The organism is Actinoplanes sp. NPDC049316, assembly GCF_040677315.1.
In the GTDB taxonomy this organism is placed as follows: Bacteria; Actinomycetota; Actinomycetes; order Mycobacteriales; family Micromonosporaceae; genus Actinoplanes.
On the sequence record NZ_JBFAQM010000015.1, the window covers coordinates 1 to 15214 of the forward strand.

Below are 15214 nucleotides of genomic sequence, written 5' to 3' on the forward strand. Positions count from 1 at the left end.
CAGCAGCAGCACCCGCGGGCGTGCCGGGTCCCGGGTCATCGCGATCTCGGCCTTGGTCGGGAACATCTCGTTGCCCTTGTGGTACGTGTGGTAGATCGTCGCGGTCCGGCCGGTGAGCGCCTCCCAGTCCTTGAGCGCCTGGTCACGCGGGGTGTCGGTGAAACCGCCGGCCGCCGCGCCCCACAACACGCCGCAGGACGGCACGAGCAGCGCGTCGACCCTGCACTCACCACTGGCCGCGGGGGCCGGTGCGGCAACGGTTCGGCGTACGGTCAGACGGATTTCCGGGCCGCCGGTGGTGCGGTGGCCATACTCGACGGAGCGCAACCGGGTGACGGCTGCGGTGGCCGACGATCGCAGCGCGAAGGAGTAGCTACCCGCCCTGGTGACGATCTTGCTGACGTCGAAGACGGCGACGGTGCTCGCGGTGGACAGCCTGGCAGTGCCCACGACGGTGCTCGCCCGGGGCGCGCGCCCGGCGGTGAGGGTCTTCTCCGACCAGCCGGTGCTCGGCACCCTCAGCAGGGTCAACGTCGATGCCGGCGGCTTGCCGGCGAGCGGCAGCCGCAGCTGCGCCCCGGTGAGCCGGGAACCCTGTGGCAGCGCTCTGACGGTGAACTTGAGGTACGACATCCGCGTCTCGCGCCCGGTACGGCCCACCACCAGCTTGTCGGCCTGTCCGAAGTTCACGGCCCGGCGGGTGCTGGAGGTGTAGGCGTCGTCGGTCGCGTACGTGCGTACGGTCGCGACGGCGGACCTCGTCGTGGCCGCGTGCGTCACGCCGGCGGGCGCCAGGCCGAGCACCAGGGTGACGGCGATCGATGCGCCGGCGAGCGTCCTGCGATGTCCTGCCACGAATTCGTCCTCCTGCACGGGGTTGCGGGTGCAGAACCGACGGTCCGGCGGCACCGGTGCAGTTGGCGGGACCGGGTGGGAGCAGGACGGGTGCAGAGCCTGGCTTTCTTGCGTCGTGGCTGGCCGATCGGCGACGCGGCCGTGCTGGTGCTCGGCACGAGCTTGCTGCCGTGCTTCCGCGCCGGCTGGGCCGAGAGGGACGGCTGGGCCACGAACCGGGCGACCGCACGGGTGTGGTCCACGTGGTGGACGGCGCGGCGGTGTCTTCGGCTGCCGCGGGTAGCGACGCCGTGGTACAAAAGTGCGCCCAAGATCGAGGTGACGACGGGGGAGACGATGCCCGGTGACGCGCTGATCGTCTGCGAGAGCCTCGTGCGGATCTACCAGACCGGCTCGATCGAGGTGCAGGCGTTGCAGGGCCTCGACCTGGTGGTGGACAGCGGCGAGATGGTCGCCGTCGTGGGCGCGTCCGGGTCCGGCAAGTCGACGCTGCTGTCGATCCTGGCCGGGATCGATGCGCCGACCGCCGGTAAGGCCCGGGTCGGGCAGTGGGACCTGTTGTCCATGTCCCGCGCGGACCGGGTCCGGTACCGGCGGCACACGGTCGGGTTCGTGCGTCAGCAGACCGCGAGCAACCTCGTACCGTATCTGACCTCCCGGCAGGTGATCGACCTGCCGATGGCGGCGGCCCGCAGGCCGGCGAAGGAACGCCGCGGGCGGGTGGACGAGCTGCTCGCTGCGCTGGGGGTCGCGGATTGCGCGGACCGCAGGCCGGGCCAGATGTCCGGCGGCCAGCAGCAGCGGGTCGCGATCGCGGTCGCGCTCGCCAACGAGCCGCGGGTGCTGTTCGCCGACGAGCCGACCGGTGAGCTCGACACCGCCACGTCGGCCGAGGTCTTCGGCGCGCTGCGGGACGTCAATCGGCGCTACGGCGTGACCGTCGTCGTCGTGACCCACGATCAGGCGGTGAGCGGTCAGGTGGAGCGGACCGTGGCGATCCGCGACGGGCGGACCAGCAGCGAGGTGCTGCGGCGTACGGCCACGAACGAGGACGGGGACACCCACGTGATCGCCGAGGAGTACGCGGTGATGGACCGGGCCGGTCGGGTGCAGATCCCGCGTGAGTACCGCGAGGCGCTGCAGCTGACCAACCGGGTACGCCTCGCGCTGGAGACCGGGCACGTCCAGATCCACCCCGACGGGACCGGCCGGTGACCGCGCCGCTGGTGACCGTACGCGGAATCCATCGCACGTTCGGCGCCGGACCGGCCGCCGTGCACGCCCTGCGCGACGTGTCCTTCGACGTCGAGGCCGGGCGCATGGTGGCGCTGGTGGGCCGCTCGGGCTCGGGCAAGACCACGCTGCTCAACGTGATCGGCGGGCTGGACCGCCCGGACGCCGGGAGCGTGCTGGTCGACGGCGAGGAGATCACCGCCCTGGACGAGGACGGCCTGTCCCGGCTGCGGCGCGACAAGGTGTCGTACGTCTTCCAGACCTTCGGCCTGATCCCGGTGCTGTCCGCGGCGGAGAACGTCGGCGCCCCGCTGCGGCTGGCCCGCACCGCCGCCGCCGAGCGGGAGAAGCGGGTACGGCTGCTGCTCGACCTCGTCGGGCTCGCCGAGCACGCCGAGCAGCGCCCCGGCGAGCTCTCCGGCGGCCAGCAGCAGCGGGTGGCGATCGCCCGGGCCCTGGCCGCCTCGCCCCGGCTGCTGATCGCCGACGAGCCGACCGGGCAGCTCGACGCGGAGACCGGCCGTTCGGTGATGGCGCTGCTGCGCGGGGTCGTCGAGTCCGAGGGCGTGACCGTGCTGGTGTCCACGCACGACCCGGTGATGATGGCGCTGGCCGACCGCGTGGTCCGGATCGCCGACGGACGGCTCGCGGAGTGATCGCTCTGGTGCGCCGCCGGGCCCGTAGCCAGTGGCCCGTCCTCGCCGCGCTGCTCGCCGTGGTCACGCTCGGCGCGACGCTGCTCGGCGTGTGCGCGCTGCTCGTGACGCACAGTGCCGATCTCGCGCTGGGGGTGGCGGCGGACCGGACCGACGCGGAACAGGCCACGGTCACGGCGTACACGTCGGCCATCGGCGGGGCGGACGCGGCGGCGGTGGCCGACTCCACCCGGGACGTCCTGACCTCGGCGCTGGCGCCTTTTCCCGTACGGACGGCGGCCCGCGCGTCCTCGGTGCTGCGGCCGTTGCCCGGGCGCAGCGACGACGCGCGGACGTACCTCTCCGGTATCGAGGACCTGCCGGACCGGGCCGAGCTGACCGGTGGTCGCTGGCCGCGGGCCGCCGGCGAAGCGGTGCTGCTCGAGCCGACCGCGAAGCTGCTGCGCCTGCGTGTGGGCAGCCGGGTGCACCTGGCCGCGAAGCCGCCGGAGGATCCCGCGCCGGCGGTGGACCTGACCGTCGTCGGCGTCGCGCGGCCGCTGCCCGGCGGCGGCTGGGACCGCGACCCGCTGGCCGGAACCGGCTTCCAGCCGGACTTCACCGACGGCAGCAGCGTACGGAGATTCCCGGCGTACGGGCCGTTCCTGGTGAACCTCGACGGCCTGCTCAGCGGCGGGTCGTCGCTGAGCCGCCTGGAGATCACCGCCCACCCCGACTTCTCCGGCGCCACCCCGGCCACGCTGTCCACCCTGGCCGCCGGCGTACGCGACGCCGACCCGCGGCTGACCGGCATGCTCGGAGACCGGGCGCGTTTCGCCCGGGTCGGCTCGCAGCTGGCGGACACCCTGCGCGCCCAGCAGCGCCAGCAGGACATCACCGAGGCGGCCGTGCTCGCCGTCGCGGTGCTCGGGAGCGTGCTGACCGCGGTCGCGCTCATGCTCGCCGGACGGCTGACCGCCGGGCTGCGCGCGGCGGAGACCTCGCTGCTGTCGGCCCTGGGCACCAGCCGGGTCCAGCTCGCCGGTGTGGCGGCGCTGGAGGCGGGCGTTATCGCGGTGGTGGCGACCGCGCTGGCCGTACCGTTGTCGGCGCTGCTGCACAGCGGCCTCAGCCACCTGCCACCGATGGTGGGTGCCGGCCTGACCGCCGGTCCGGCCCTGGCCGGTGCTCAGATCCTCGCGGTGGGGGCCGGCGCCCTCGCGCTGACCCTCGTCCTGGTGCTGATCGCGATCCGCGCCGAGGTTCCGCACGGCGATCGCGGCCGTCGCGAGGTTCTCGCCCGGACCGGGGCCGACCTGCTGCTGGTCGTGTTCGCCGGGCTCGGCTGGTGGCAGCTGCACGCCCGCGGCGCCGACACCGACCTGCTCCAGGTGCTCGCGCCCGCGCTCATGCTGATCGCCGGCGCTGCCCTGGCCCTGCGGCTGGTCCCGCCCGCCTTGCGGATCGCCGACCGGTTCGCCCGCCGCTCCGACGGGCTGCCGGTGCCGCTGGCCGCGTTCGAGGCGGCACGCCGTCCGCAGGCCGCCGCCGCCGGGCTGCTCATCTGCCTGGCCGCCGCCACCGGTACGTTCGCGGTGGCGTTCGACAGCAGCTGGCACCGGTCGCAGGGCGACCAGGCGGACCTGGCCGTGGGCACCGATCTCGCGGTCGCGCTGACCACCCCGCCGGTCGCCGGGCAGGGCGCCGCCATCACCGCGGCCACCGGCGCGGCCGTCGTCAGCCCGGCCGCGAACCGGGGCCTCGCGATCGGCCAGTGGCTCGGCGACGGCGTCCCGCCCCGCCTGGTCGCGGCGGACACCACGCACGCGAACGAGCTGTTCCGGGGTCGGTTGCCCGGTGGGCGCGACTGGGCGCAGGCGACCCGCGGGCTCGCGCCGGACGAGCCGGTCCGCGGCGTGCCGCTGCCGCTCGGCGGGACGTTCTCCCTGGCGATGACGGCGACCGGTGGCGTACCGCTGACCGTGGCTCCGGCCCTGCTCCTGCAGGATCGGTCCGGGCTGCGTACCACGTGCACCAGCGCGCCCTTCGCCCTCGACGGCACCCGCCATGCGATCACCGGGTGCCTGCCCGCCGAGGGCATGCAGCTCATCGCCGTGGCGCTGCCGGTCGACACCGAGCCCGGCTACTTCTCCGCGGGCGAGAACGTCTCGATCGAAGCCGTCCTGCGCCTGCCCGCTCCGGCCGGCGACCTGGGCGCCTGGACCGCCGCGTCGGCCCTGCCGGACTCGGGCCGGTTGCAGAACCTCACGATGACCGCCACCGGCGCCACCGTCCGGATGGCCGCGAAGACGCAGATCGGCGGCGCGGCCTCGGCCACCCCGACCTTCGTCGCGACGGCGTTCCGGGCGCCGGAGGCCGTGCCCGTGCTCATCTCCCGGGCCCTGGCGGACGGCATCGGCGTGACCACCGGCTCGCACCTGGACCTGCTGGTCGGCAACACCGGCGTACCCGTCGAGGTCGCCGGCGTCGTGCCGCAGGTGCCCGCCGCGCCCGGCACCGCCGCCGTCCTGGCGGACCTGGACACGCTGACCCGCGTCCTGGCGGCGTACGGCGACCTGCAGAGCCCGGTCGACGCCTGGTGGGCCGCCGCACCGGCGAGGAACGACGTCGCCTCCCTGCGCCTGGGCACGGTCACCACCCGGGCCGGCGAGACCGCGCGGCTGACCGCGGGCCCGCTCAACGCCGGGCTGCCCGCCGTGCTGCGCCTGCTGATCCCCGCCGCGGTCCTGCTGCTGCTCGCCGGGGTGCTGCTGCACGTCACCCACGACCTGCGGGACCGGGCCGTCGAGGTCGCCCGCCTGCGCGGCCTGGGCCTGACCGGCCGGCAGATCCGGACCGTCCTGCTCGGACAGCACACGCTCGTGCTGATCCCGCTGCTCGCCGCGGGCGCCCTCGTCGGCGCGCTGGCCACCTGGATCATCACGCCGCTGCTGATCCGCTCGGAGACCGGGGCTCCGCCCGTACCCGGGGTCGCCCCGGTGTGGCCGTGGACGACCGAGAGCTTCCTGCTGCTGCTGCTCGTCGCCGGCTGCGCAGCGGCGGCGGGCAGCGTCGCCACCCTCCAGGCCCGCCGCGCCGGTGCCGCCCAGCTGCGGGAGGCGGCATGATCCGGCGTCTGCTGCCGCAGCTGCACTGGCCCAGCGTCCGGGGCCGGGCCCGGGCCGACGCCGGGCCGCTGGCCCTGACGGCCGTCGTCGTCGCCGCGGCCACCGCGCTGGCCGCGGCGGTGCCGGTGCTGCTGACGACCACCGCGGACCAGGCCGTCCGGCAGGCGGTACGGGCGGCGGCCGGGCAGGCGGACGTCCAGGTTCGCGCCGACTGGGAGTACGACGACGGCGCCAACGGCGGCCGGGTGCGCACCCCGCGCTCAGCCGAGTTGCTCGACGACCTGCGCGACCGTGCCCTCGACCAGCTCGGCCCGCTGCGCGACCAGCTGCTCCCGCCGATCGAGCTCGCCACCGGCCCGTACCTGAAGCTCCTCGACGGCGACGAACCACGCAGCTTGCGGCTCGGCTACGTCTCGGGCGCCGCCGGACCGGCCGTCACCTGGGTCGCCGGCGCCGCGCCCGCGGCCTCGACCGAGCAGCCCGACATCGAGGTGCCCTTCACACCGGATCCGTGGCCGGTCCAGGTCGGCCTCTCCGAGAGCGCCGCGGCCCGGCTGGGGGTCGGGCCGGGCGATCGGCTGCGGGCCGAGGACCGCAACCAGAACCCCTCCGACGTGCGGGTGAGCGGCGTCTTCCGGCCCGTGGACCCCCGCGACCCGGCGTGGCAGGCCGCCCCGTGGCTGCTCGCCCCGGCGGCCGGCGCGGACGGTCCGGGCATCACCCGGTTCGGCGGCCTGCTCAGCGTGGAGTCGTTGCCCGATGCGCGGCTCGCGTTCCCCGTCGACGAGGTGACCCGTACCGTCCTGTTCCGTCCCGACGCCGATGTGCTGACGCTCGACTCCGCGCAGCGGATCGCGGCGGCCGTGGTGACGCTCAAGGCGACCTCCGGCTCCTCCGCGAGCCGGGACGGCACCGCACGCTGGGCCACCCAGCTGGACCGGGTGCTGCGCGACGTCCGCGAACAGGTCGACGCGGCGAAGGCGCAGGCCTCCGTACTGCTCAGCGCGGTGTCGCTGGTCGCCGTGCTGATCCTGCTGCTGGCCGCACGCCTGCTGGCCACGCGGCGCGAGCTGGCCCTGACCGTGGCCCGGCAGCGCGGAACGTCGCTCGTCGCGCTCGGCGCCGAGCTGGTGCTCGAATCGGTGCTGCTCACCGCGGCCGCGGCTGCGACGGGCGCGCTGATCGCGTGGCAGCTTGCCGGGGGCGTGGCGTGGGGCTGGCTGCTGCCCGCCGGCGTGACCGCGGTGCTGGCCGGTCCCGGCTTCGGGCTGACCACGGCGTACCGGGCCACCCGCGACAAACGCGTCCCGGCCGACCGCAGCGCCCGGCGGTGGGCCGGCCGGACGGCCGCGCTGCGCCGGCTGACCGCGGAGCTGGCGGTGCTCGCGGCGGCGGCGATCGCGATGACCGTGCTCCACCAGCGCGGGGCGTCGCCGTCGGCCGGGGGAACGGTGCTCCTGCCGGCTTCCGCCCCCACCCTGGGAGCGCTGACCGGGGCGCTGGTGCTGCTGCGGCTGCTGCCGCTGACGACCGGGCTGGCGCTGCGGCAGGCAGTGCGGTCCACGAGACCCCTTGCCGTCTTCGGCGCCGCCCGGGCGGCGTTCACGGCCCGGCGGGCCCTGCCGGTGCTGGCCCTGGTCGCCTCGGCCGCCCTCGCGGCGTACGCGCTGATCCTGGGCGGCACCGTCGGCGCCGGGCTCGCCGACGGGGCGTGGCACAGCGTCGGGGCGGACGCGCGGGTGGAGTTGCGGGAGCAGCCGGCCAGGACCACCGCCGCGCTGACCGAACGGATCGCGGCCGCGCCCGGGGTCCGGCACGCGGTCGCCGCCCAGATCACCGATGCCTCCCAGGTCGTCGTCGGCGGCGCCGCCCGGCAGGTCCGGCTGATCGCCGTCGACACCGCCGCCTACCGGGACCTGCTCGCCGGCGCCGCTCAGCCACTGCTGCCCGCCCTGCCCGCTGCGGACGGCCCCGTACCGGTCCTGGTCCACTCCCCGGACGGCACGCTGCGGCCCGGCGACGCCCTGGACCTGATCCGCGAAGGCGCCCCCGCGATCGAACTCACCGCCGTCGCCGGCGCCACCTCGATCGGCGGCACCGGCGACGTGGTGCTGGCCGACGCGGCGACGCTGAGCGCCGCCGGCGTCCCGGTCGTCCCGAACACGATCTGGGTCACCGGTCCGGGCGCCGCGGACGCCGCCACCGCGTCCGCCCCCGGCGCGGCCGTCGTCGTGCGCACCGACGTCCTGCGGGAACGCCGCGCCGCGCCGCTGGTCGCCGGGCTGATCCAGCTCGCCTGGGCGTCGACGGCCACGCTGCTTGCGCTCGGCCTGCTGGGCTTCGCGCTCAGCGCGGCCGCCGGGGCGCCGGAACGCTGGCAGACGCTGAGCCGCTTGCGAACGCTCGGTCTGCGCCCGCGCGAAGCCCGCCGGGTCGCCGCGGGGGAGCTGCTGCCGCTCGCCCTCGTCGCCGCGGTGGGTGGGCCGGCGCTCGGGGTGCTGCTCGCCGTGCTCACGCTGGGGCCACTCGGGTTGCGTCTGCTCACCGCCCAGCCGGGCAACCCGCAGCTGATCGTGCCGTGGCTCTCCTTGGCGGTCGTGGCCGTCGCGTTCACGGTCATGGTGGTAGCGGTGGTGCAGGCCGAGGCGGCCGTCCGCCGGCGCAACCGCCTGAGCGAGGTCCTCCGCGTCGGCGGCGCCTGAAGCCCGACGCGAGTCCACGGTGGTGTTCGGTAGCTACGGCCCTGCGGTTCGCTTTGCGGCGGGCCGTGTTCCGCTCAGACGCCCCCGTCGATCGCCGCGGTCGTCAGCGCCTCGGCGCGCAGCCCCCATTTGTCGAGCAGCTCGGCGTAGGTGCCGTCGGCGATCAGCTCCCGCAGGGCCAGTTGCACGGCGTGCCGCAGCTGGACGCGGTCCCGGGCCAGCCCGATGCCCATGGGGCTGGCCTCCACCTGGACCCCGGCGAACTCGAAAGCGCCAGCACCCTCTTTGACCTGGGTGGCGGCGCTGGTGTAACCGTCCACCACAGCGTCGGCGGTGCCGTTCTTGAGCAGCGGGTACGTGTCGCCGGACGAGACCGCCAGCACCTTCGGGGCGGGACGCCCGGCAGCGGTGCACAGCTTGGCCTGGGAGCCCACGAGGTCGGACTGCGTCGTGTCGGCCTGCAGGGCCACCCGGCGTCCGCAGACGGCGTCGAGGCCGCCGATGCCGGCCGGGTTGCCGCGGACCACCACCACCTGGGAGCCCTCGACGAGGTAGTCGACGTAGGTCAGCTTCTGCTGCCGCTCCGCGTTGTCGGTCATGCCCGACATGACGGCGTCGGCCCGGTGCTCCGCGACGGTGGGGATGATGTCGTCCCACGGCACGTTCCGGAACTCCAGCCGCAGGTCCATCCGGTCGGCGAGCGCGACGGCGAGGTCGTAGTCGACGCCCTGCGGCCGCTTCTGATCGTCGTAGAACTCGAACGGCGGGTACGCGATCTCCGACGCCACCACCAGGACACCGGCCTCGCGTACGTCGGCCGGCACCGCAGCCGCCGCCGCACTCTGCCGACCGGCGGCCGCGCCCGAATACCCGGCGGCGCCGACGATGACAGCGCCCACGGCGGCCAGCGCTGTCAGGCAACGGATCGCGCGCATGGTCGTCTCCCGAAACGTAGCGTGGTGTGCTCCTCACTGATCGGCCGCCGACCGGGAGGGATGAGGAATCGTTCCCCCTCAGGTTGCTCCCGGATCGGCCGAACCGGTAGGCAACTACTGTCGTCGGAAGGTCGCCATGGCCCGAGCTGTGCCCCGCCTGACCCTGGGCCGCAAGATCATCCTGCTGGCGGCGGCCGGCCTGGCCCTGGTCCTGGCCGTCGGCGGGATCGGCCTGCTGGCGGCCGCCCAGCAGCAGCGTTCGCAAGATCGCCTGGTACGCGCCACGGATGCCGTCCGGGCGGACCGGGCCGTCGCCGCGGCGCAGGCCGTTCTGCGCGGTGATGTGCTCGCCGCGATGGTCGCGCGTACGGCCGAACAGCGCCGCGCCGCCCTCGACAGCCTGGGCGGTGACGCCGCGACGCTCCGCGACAGCATCGCCGCTCTGCACGCGGACTCGTCGCCCGCACCGGTACGCGCCGCCGCTGCCGGACTGGACGACAAGGTGGAGGACTTGATCACCTTGAGTCAGCGGCTGGTGAGCCTGGCCAACCTCGGCGTCACCGATCCGGGTCAGGACCGGGCACGCGCCGCGCTGCCGCAGTTCCAGAAATCCTCCGACATGCTCCGGACCGCGCTCGAGCCCGTCGAGGCGGCCATCACCGCCGAGGCGCGACAGGCGCGCGCCGACGCCGACGCCGCCCAGCGTTCCGCGCGCAACCTCACGATCGCCGGCAGCGTCGCCGCCGCCGTGCTGCTGCTGGGCTCCGCGGTCCTGCTCGCCCGGCACACCGGCCGCCGCCTCGCCGACTGCCTCGCCGTGGCCAACGCGATCGCGGTCAAGAACTTCTCCGTGCAGCCGCGCGTCTCCGGATCGGACGAGGTGGCCGAGCTCTCCACCGCGATGGCTCGCGCCACCGAGAACGTTCGCTTGGCCATCGGCGACCTCGACGAGGCAGCCGACACCCTGGCCAGTGCCTCCGAGGAGATGCACGCCACGAGCGCGAGCATGAGCGACGGCGCCAACGCGACGGTGCAACGGACCTCTGTCTTGTCGGAAGCCGCCGGCACCGTGCACCAAGCCGTCAACGCGGCTGCATCCAGCATCAACCAGATCACCGGCTCCATCGACGAGATCGCCGCCCGTACGGACGACGCCCGGCGGATCGCCGCCGACGCCGCCGGAGCAGCCGCGACCTCGGGAGAGCTGGCTCAGCGTCTCGACGCGTCGAGCGCGGCGATCGGCGACGTGCTCAAGCTGATCACGTCGATCGCCGAGCAGACGAACCTGCTCGCCCTCAACGCCACGATCGAGGCCGCGCGGGCCGGGGAAGCCGGCAAGGGCTTCGGCGTGGTCGCCGGCGAGGTCAAGGATCTCGCCCGGGAGACCGCGGCGGCCACCGAGGACATCTCTCAGCAGATCGACGCGATCCAGCGGGACTCGCAGGCGATGCGGGAGGCCATCGCCGAGGTCGCCCGCATCGTCGGCGACATCAACGGCACCCAGGACGTCATCGTCGGCGCCGTCGAGGCCCAGAGCCGGGCGACCGCCCGGATCTCCAGCAGTGTGGAGCGCGCCGTGACCGCCGTCGACGGCATCACCGGAAGCCTCGACGAGGTGGTCCAGGGAGCGTCGCTCACCAGCGTCGGCGCGGGGGAGACGCAGAGCGCCGCCACCGACCTGGCGCGGCTGGCCGCCCAGCTTCGCACGCTCGTCCGTGAGTTCCAGCTCACCTGACGCACCGTCGATCCCGGCGAGGTGAGCTCCGCACCTTCTTGCCCGGATCATCTTAGTCATTAAGATAACGGCATGAGGGCATCGACCGACTTCACGGTGGCGATCGCCGGCGCCGGCCTCTCCGGGCTCTGCCTCGCCCACTACCTCCTGCGGGCCGGCATCGACGTGCACGTCTACGAGCGGGACTCGGGCCCCTTCGTCCGGCGGCAGGGCTACCGGATCATCCTCGACCGGTACGGGCTCGAGGCGCTGCGCGAGAGCCTGCCCCGCCCGCTGTACCGCCTGGCGCTGGCCACCGGCGGCGAGCCCGGCGGACACATGCGCTTCACCGACAGCCGGCTGCGCGACGCATTCACCATCACCTTCAAGGACGAGCCGTACGCGACCCGCCAGGTCGACCGGCTGACCCTGCGGGCGATCCTGATGTCCGGGCTGGACGGCCGCATCCACTACAGCAAGGCCGCCGTCGCGGTGGACGGCGCCGGCCCGGCCGGGTTGCGGCTGCGGTTCGCCGACGGAAGGGCCGTCACGGCGACCGTCGTCGTGGGCGCGGACGGCGCCGGCTCGGCACTACGCGCGCAGCTCATGCCGGATGCGGAGCCGGTGAGCACCCCGCTGGCGGGTGTCTACGGCCGGTCGCCCCTGCGGCGCGGCGGCGAGAGCGTCATCCCGGAGGTGCTGCGTACCAGTGGGGTCCTGGCCATCGCGGACCGGCCGGGCCGCGCCTTCTTCTTCACCCCCATGCAATTCGGGGAGAGCCCGCCGGGAGCGTTCGCGCGCCTGGCCCCGGGCAGCTATGCGCCGACCGGCGCCGACTACGTCATGTGGGGGTTGCTGCTCCAGCAGGACGAGATACCGATCGGCGTCCGCGGGGACCAGCTGGCGCTGCAGGAGCTGGCCGCCCGGGTGAGCACGGAATTCCACCCGCTCGTCCGGCGGCTCGTCGACACGGCCGAGCTGGACGCCACCGTGCTCACCTTCTTCGCCACCGGCCGGCGTCCGCGAGAGTGGCCGGTGCCCCGGGCGACGATGATGGGTGACGCCGTGCATGTCATGCCGCCGTTCGGCGCTCACGGCGGCAACACCGCGCTGCGCGACGCCGCCCTGCTCGGCCGCCGGCTCGTCGAGGCCCGGGTGGGTGGTACGCCGGTGGAGGAGGCGATCGCCGGCTACCAGGACGAGATGGTGCCGTACGCCTTCCGCGCCGTCGACACCGCCGCCGGGCTGATGCGCCGCCTCACCGGGGCCGCGGCAGCGCCGCACTGGGTGCTGACCCGGGTGCTACCTCGGCTGCACCGGGTGACCGTACCGGAGGCATGATGGCGGCATGTCCCACCAGCCGGACCGCGCGTCCGCGATCGCCGACCTCATGCGCGCCGGGCGCGAGACCTCGCGGCTGTCCATGGTCTTCCGGTACGCCGTCGCGGACCGGCTGGGCCTCACCGTGAGCGACCTGGAGTGCCTGGACTTCCTGGCGGACGTCGAATCGGCCACCGCGGGGCAGATCGCGGAGCGGACCAACCTCACCACGGGCGCGGTGACGAGCATGCTCCGCCGGCTCCAGCAGGCCGGCTGGGTCACGGCCGAACGCGACCCGGCCGACCGGCGGCGGGTGATCGTGACCCTGCGGCCCGAGCGGATCACCGAACTGGAGCGACCGTACGAGCGGTTCGCCGAGCGGGCGGAACGACTCATCGAGGGCTACAGCGTCGAGGAGCTCACCCTGCTGGTCCGGCACTTCGGCCGCATGCAGGCGATGTATCTCGCCGAACTGGACCGCCTCCGGGGCATCGCCGACACGACCACGGTCGCCCCGTAGGGCGTTTTCATCGACGGTCATCGACACTACGGTGTCTGCATGTCCCGCACTCGGCACCTCGCGGCCGGCCTTGCCGCGCTCATCACGCTCGCCGGCGCGGGCATCGCCCGTCCCGCGGCAGCCGCGCCGGCCGTCCAGGCGTACGGCACGTTCGACGCGTTGACCTACAACGTGGCCGGGCTGCCCGAAGGCTTGTCCAGCGCGCCCAGCCCCCGGGAGCCGGCCACCGAGGCGATCGGGGAGCGCCTGTCGCCGTACGAGGTCGTCCACGTCCAGGAGGACTTCAACTACCACGCCCACCTCTACGCCGCGGACGACCACACCCACCGCACGCCGACCAGCGGCGGCGCGGGCATAGGCAGCGGCCTCAACACGCTGTCGAACCTGCCGTACGACGAGGACGACTTCGAACGGGTGCGGTGGCGATCCTGTCAGCTGGATTCCGGCGACTGCCTGACCCCCAAGGGCTTCACGTTCATGCGGCTGCGCCTGACCGAGGGTGCGTACGTCGACCTCTACAACCTGCACACCAACGCCGGCACCACGGCCGGGGACCAGTCATCACGCGCGGACAACCTCGATCAGCTCAGCGCTTTCCTGGCTTCGCATTCGGCGGGTAACGCTGTCCTGGTCATGGGCGACACCAACGCCCGCTACACCCGTACCGGCGACACGATAGCCGCCTTCGCGGCGGCCAACGGTCTCACCGACGCCTGGGTCGATCTGGAGCGCGGCGGGGTGGCGCCGGAGGCCGGGAGCGCCCCTCTGCTCTGTGACGCCACGGCGCCGAGTGACACGTGCGAGGTGGTCGACAAGGTCCTGTACCGCGGCAGCCGGTTCATCACGCTGAACGCGGTCTCCTACCGGAACCTCCACACCGCCTTCCTCGACGAAGCGGACCGGATGCTGTCCGATCACGACCCGATCGCCGTCGGATTCTCCTGGTCCACCAACCCGGCCTATCAGATGAGCGAGCAGTTCGGTGGCCCGCACGGCGGCTACTACACCGACATCGACGCGGTTCCCGCGGCCGCGACGGCCGACACGATCCAGATCCGGGCGGGGGCCCGCGTCGACCGGATCGGCCTCAGGCTCACCAACGGCACTGTCCTCGCCCACGGGGGCGCCGGCGGCACCGCCGCCTCCCTCACGCTGGCTCCCGCCGAGCAGGTCACGACGATCCGGCTGTGCCGGGGCAGACACAACGGCACCACCCGCATCTTCTCGGTGCAGTTCACGACCAGCGCCGGCCGGACGCTGACCGGCGGCACCAGCACATCGGACTGCGTCACCCGGTCGGTGCCGAGCGGCTGGCAGCCGGCCGGTTTCCACGGCCGCTCCGGCGATGAAGCCGACAAGATCGGCTTCATCTACACCCGGCGCTGAGGGGCCGCAGGCGCGTACCTTCCCGATGCCGTGAGCCCGGCGACCCTGCAGGGGCCACCGGGCTCGCGGCGATCAGCGGGCTGCTGCCCGTACCTGCTTCAGCGTCAAGCTGAACGGACCGGCTGCCGCCGGGCCGAACGGCCGGGCGCCCGGCTGGTTGAACCGCACCGAGCCGCCGGAGGCGAGCGAGGCGATGCCCAGCGGGTGGGCGAGCACGTAGGCGCCCGCCCGCACCGGGAAGACCGTGTTGGGTCGTGCGAAGATCACGAACTCCCGCCCGGCCAGAGCATCGGCGCCGCGCACCCTGCCACTCGCGGTCTGGAACGGCGCGAGACCCTCGTGGGAGTACGCGATCCGGCGGTCGGACGTCTCCCGCTTACCGCTCTCGTAGACGATCTCGATCTGCTTCTGCGAGAACGGCCCCTTGACCGTGCCGGTCACCGCGAACGTGATCGATCCGACGATGTCCGGACCCTCGCCCGGGAGCACACCTTCCGCGTCCGGGTCGGGGAGCACCTCGTACGCCGTGTCGTCCGCCGCCACCACCTTCCCGGTGACGACGATCGGTGCCGCGGCGACGAACGCCTCCAGATCGGTGTACTGCCGAGCCGAGGAGTGGAACGGCGCCACCAGCACGGTGTCACCGCCGACGTGGAACTTCGGCAATGCACCCGGTTCGGGGCCTCTCCCGGCGGCTGGGCCGGTGGCGCAGCCGGCGAGCATCGCGAGTGCGGCAAGCGGCACCAGAGCCGCGAACGTCCTCCAGCGTCGTGTCAAGGTACGCAC

Annotated in this window: 11 protein-coding genes; 8 read left to right on the forward strand and 3 right to left on the reverse strand. The window is 74.1% G+C overall.

From position 1 onward, the window contains the following. Positions 1-855: DUF7594 domain-containing protein (locus AB0K03_RS22495; RefSeq protein ID WP_364687817.1), on the reverse strand; the 855-nt coding region annotated here is incomplete at its 3' end. 336 nt (positions 856-1191) lie between these two features. Between AB0K03_RS22495 and AB0K03_RS22500 the strand changes: the two genes are divergently transcribed. The 4 genes from AB0K03_RS22500 to AB0K03_RS22515 are packed head-to-tail and all read left to right on the forward strand — an operon-like array spanning position 1192 to position 8553. Then, entirely contained in the window at positions 1192-2070 is an 879-nt protein-coding gene (locus tag AB0K03_RS22500) for an ABC transporter ATP-binding protein (RefSeq protein WP_364688115.1), read from the forward strand. After that, positions 2067-2744 carry an ABC transporter ATP-binding protein gene (locus AB0K03_RS22505; protein ID WP_364687819.1) on the forward strand — a complete coding sequence of 226 codons (678 nt, stop codon included), beginning with the start codon at positions 2067-2069 and terminating at the stop codon, positions 2742-2744. Before AB0K03_RS22500 ends, AB0K03_RS22505 begins: the two co-directional genes overlap by 4 nt. Further along, positions 2741-5851: an FtsX-like permease family protein gene (locus AB0K03_RS22510; protein WP_364687821.1), complete on the forward strand. Its 3111-nt coding sequence runs from the start codon at positions 2741-2743 to the stop codon at positions 5849-5851. The genes AB0K03_RS22505 and AB0K03_RS22510 overlap by 4 nt, the downstream gene beginning before the upstream one ends. Continuing rightward, complete coding sequence (locus AB0K03_RS22515; RefSeq protein ID WP_364687823.1) at positions 5848-8553, forward strand: FtsX-like permease family protein; 2706 nt, start codon at positions 5848-5850, stop codon at positions 8551-8553. Before AB0K03_RS22510 ends, AB0K03_RS22515 begins: the two co-directional genes overlap by 4 nt. Positions 8554-8627: 74 nt before the next feature. Here the strand turns inward: AB0K03_RS22515 and AB0K03_RS22520 are convergent, their stop codons facing one another. Next, complete coding sequence (locus AB0K03_RS22520; RefSeq protein ID WP_364687825.1) at positions 8628-9488, reverse strand: ABC transporter substrate-binding protein; 861 nt, start codon at positions 9486-9488, stop codon at positions 8628-8630. A 136-nt stretch (positions 9489-9624) separates the two neighbouring features. Between AB0K03_RS22520 and AB0K03_RS22525 the strand changes: the two genes are divergently transcribed. The 4 genes from AB0K03_RS22525 to AB0K03_RS22540 all read left to right on the forward strand — a co-directional run bounded on the left by AB0K03_RS22525 (position 9625) and on the right by AB0K03_RS22540 (position 14428). Beyond that, positions 9625-11223, forward strand: a complete 1599-nt coding sequence (locus AB0K03_RS22525) for a methyl-accepting chemotaxis protein (protein ID WP_364687827.1) — start codon at positions 9625-9627, stop codon at positions 11221-11223. A gap of 72 nt (positions 11224-11295) precedes the next feature. Next, on the forward strand, positions 11296-12543 hold the full coding sequence (locus tag AB0K03_RS22530) for an NAD(P)/FAD-dependent oxidoreductase (protein ID WP_364687829.1): 1248 nt from the start codon (positions 11296-11298) through the stop codon (positions 12541-12543). A gap of 7 nt (positions 12544-12550) precedes the next feature. After that, on the forward strand, positions 12551-13042 hold the full coding sequence (locus tag AB0K03_RS22535; protein ID WP_364687831.1) for a MarR family transcriptional regulator: 492 nt from the start codon (positions 12551-12553) through the stop codon (positions 13040-13042). 39 nt (positions 13043-13081) lie between these two features. Then, positions 13082-14428: a jacalin-like lectin gene (locus AB0K03_RS22540; protein ID WP_364687833.1), complete on the forward strand. Its 1347-nt coding sequence runs from the start codon at positions 13082-13084 to the stop codon at positions 14426-14428. A 72-nt stretch (positions 14429-14500) separates the two neighbouring features. On the opposite strand, the gene AB0K03_RS22545 is transcribed toward AB0K03_RS22540, so the two are convergent. Further along, complete coding sequence (locus AB0K03_RS22545; RefSeq protein WP_364687835.1) at positions 14501-15205, reverse strand: hypothetical protein; 705 nt, start codon at positions 15203-15205, stop codon at positions 14501-14503. Positions 15206-15214 lie beyond the last annotated feature (9 nt).

Excerpts from the sequence above, each read along its gene's own strand:
- AB0K03_RS22500 (WP_364688115.1), top strand. The coding sequence starts at position 1,192 with ATGCCCGGTGACGCGCTGATCGTCTGCGAGAGCCTCGTGCGGATCTAC.
- AB0K03_RS22515 (WP_364687823.1), top strand. The coding sequence starts at position 5,848 with ATGATCCGGCGTCTGCTGCCGCAGCTGCACTGGCCCAGCGTCCGGGGC.
- AB0K03_RS22520 (WP_364687825.1), bottom strand. The coding sequence starts at position 9,488 with ATGCGCGCGATCCGTTGCCTGACAGCGCTGGCCGCCGTGGGCGCTGTC.
- AB0K03_RS22525 (WP_364687827.1), top strand. The coding sequence starts at position 9,625 with ATGGCCCGAGCTGTGCCCCGCCTGACCCTGGGCCGCAAGATCATCCTG.
- AB0K03_RS22530 (WP_364687829.1), top strand. The coding sequence starts at position 11,296 with ATGAGGGCATCGACCGACTTCACGGTGGCGATCGCCGGCGCCGGCCTC.
- AB0K03_RS22535 (WP_364687831.1), top strand. The coding sequence starts at position 12,551 with ATGTCCCACCAGCCGGACCGCGCGTCCGCGATCGCCGACCTCATGCGC.
- AB0K03_RS22540 (WP_364687833.1), top strand. The coding sequence starts at position 13,082 with ATGTCCCGCACTCGGCACCTCGCGGCCGGCCTTGCCGCGCTCATCACG.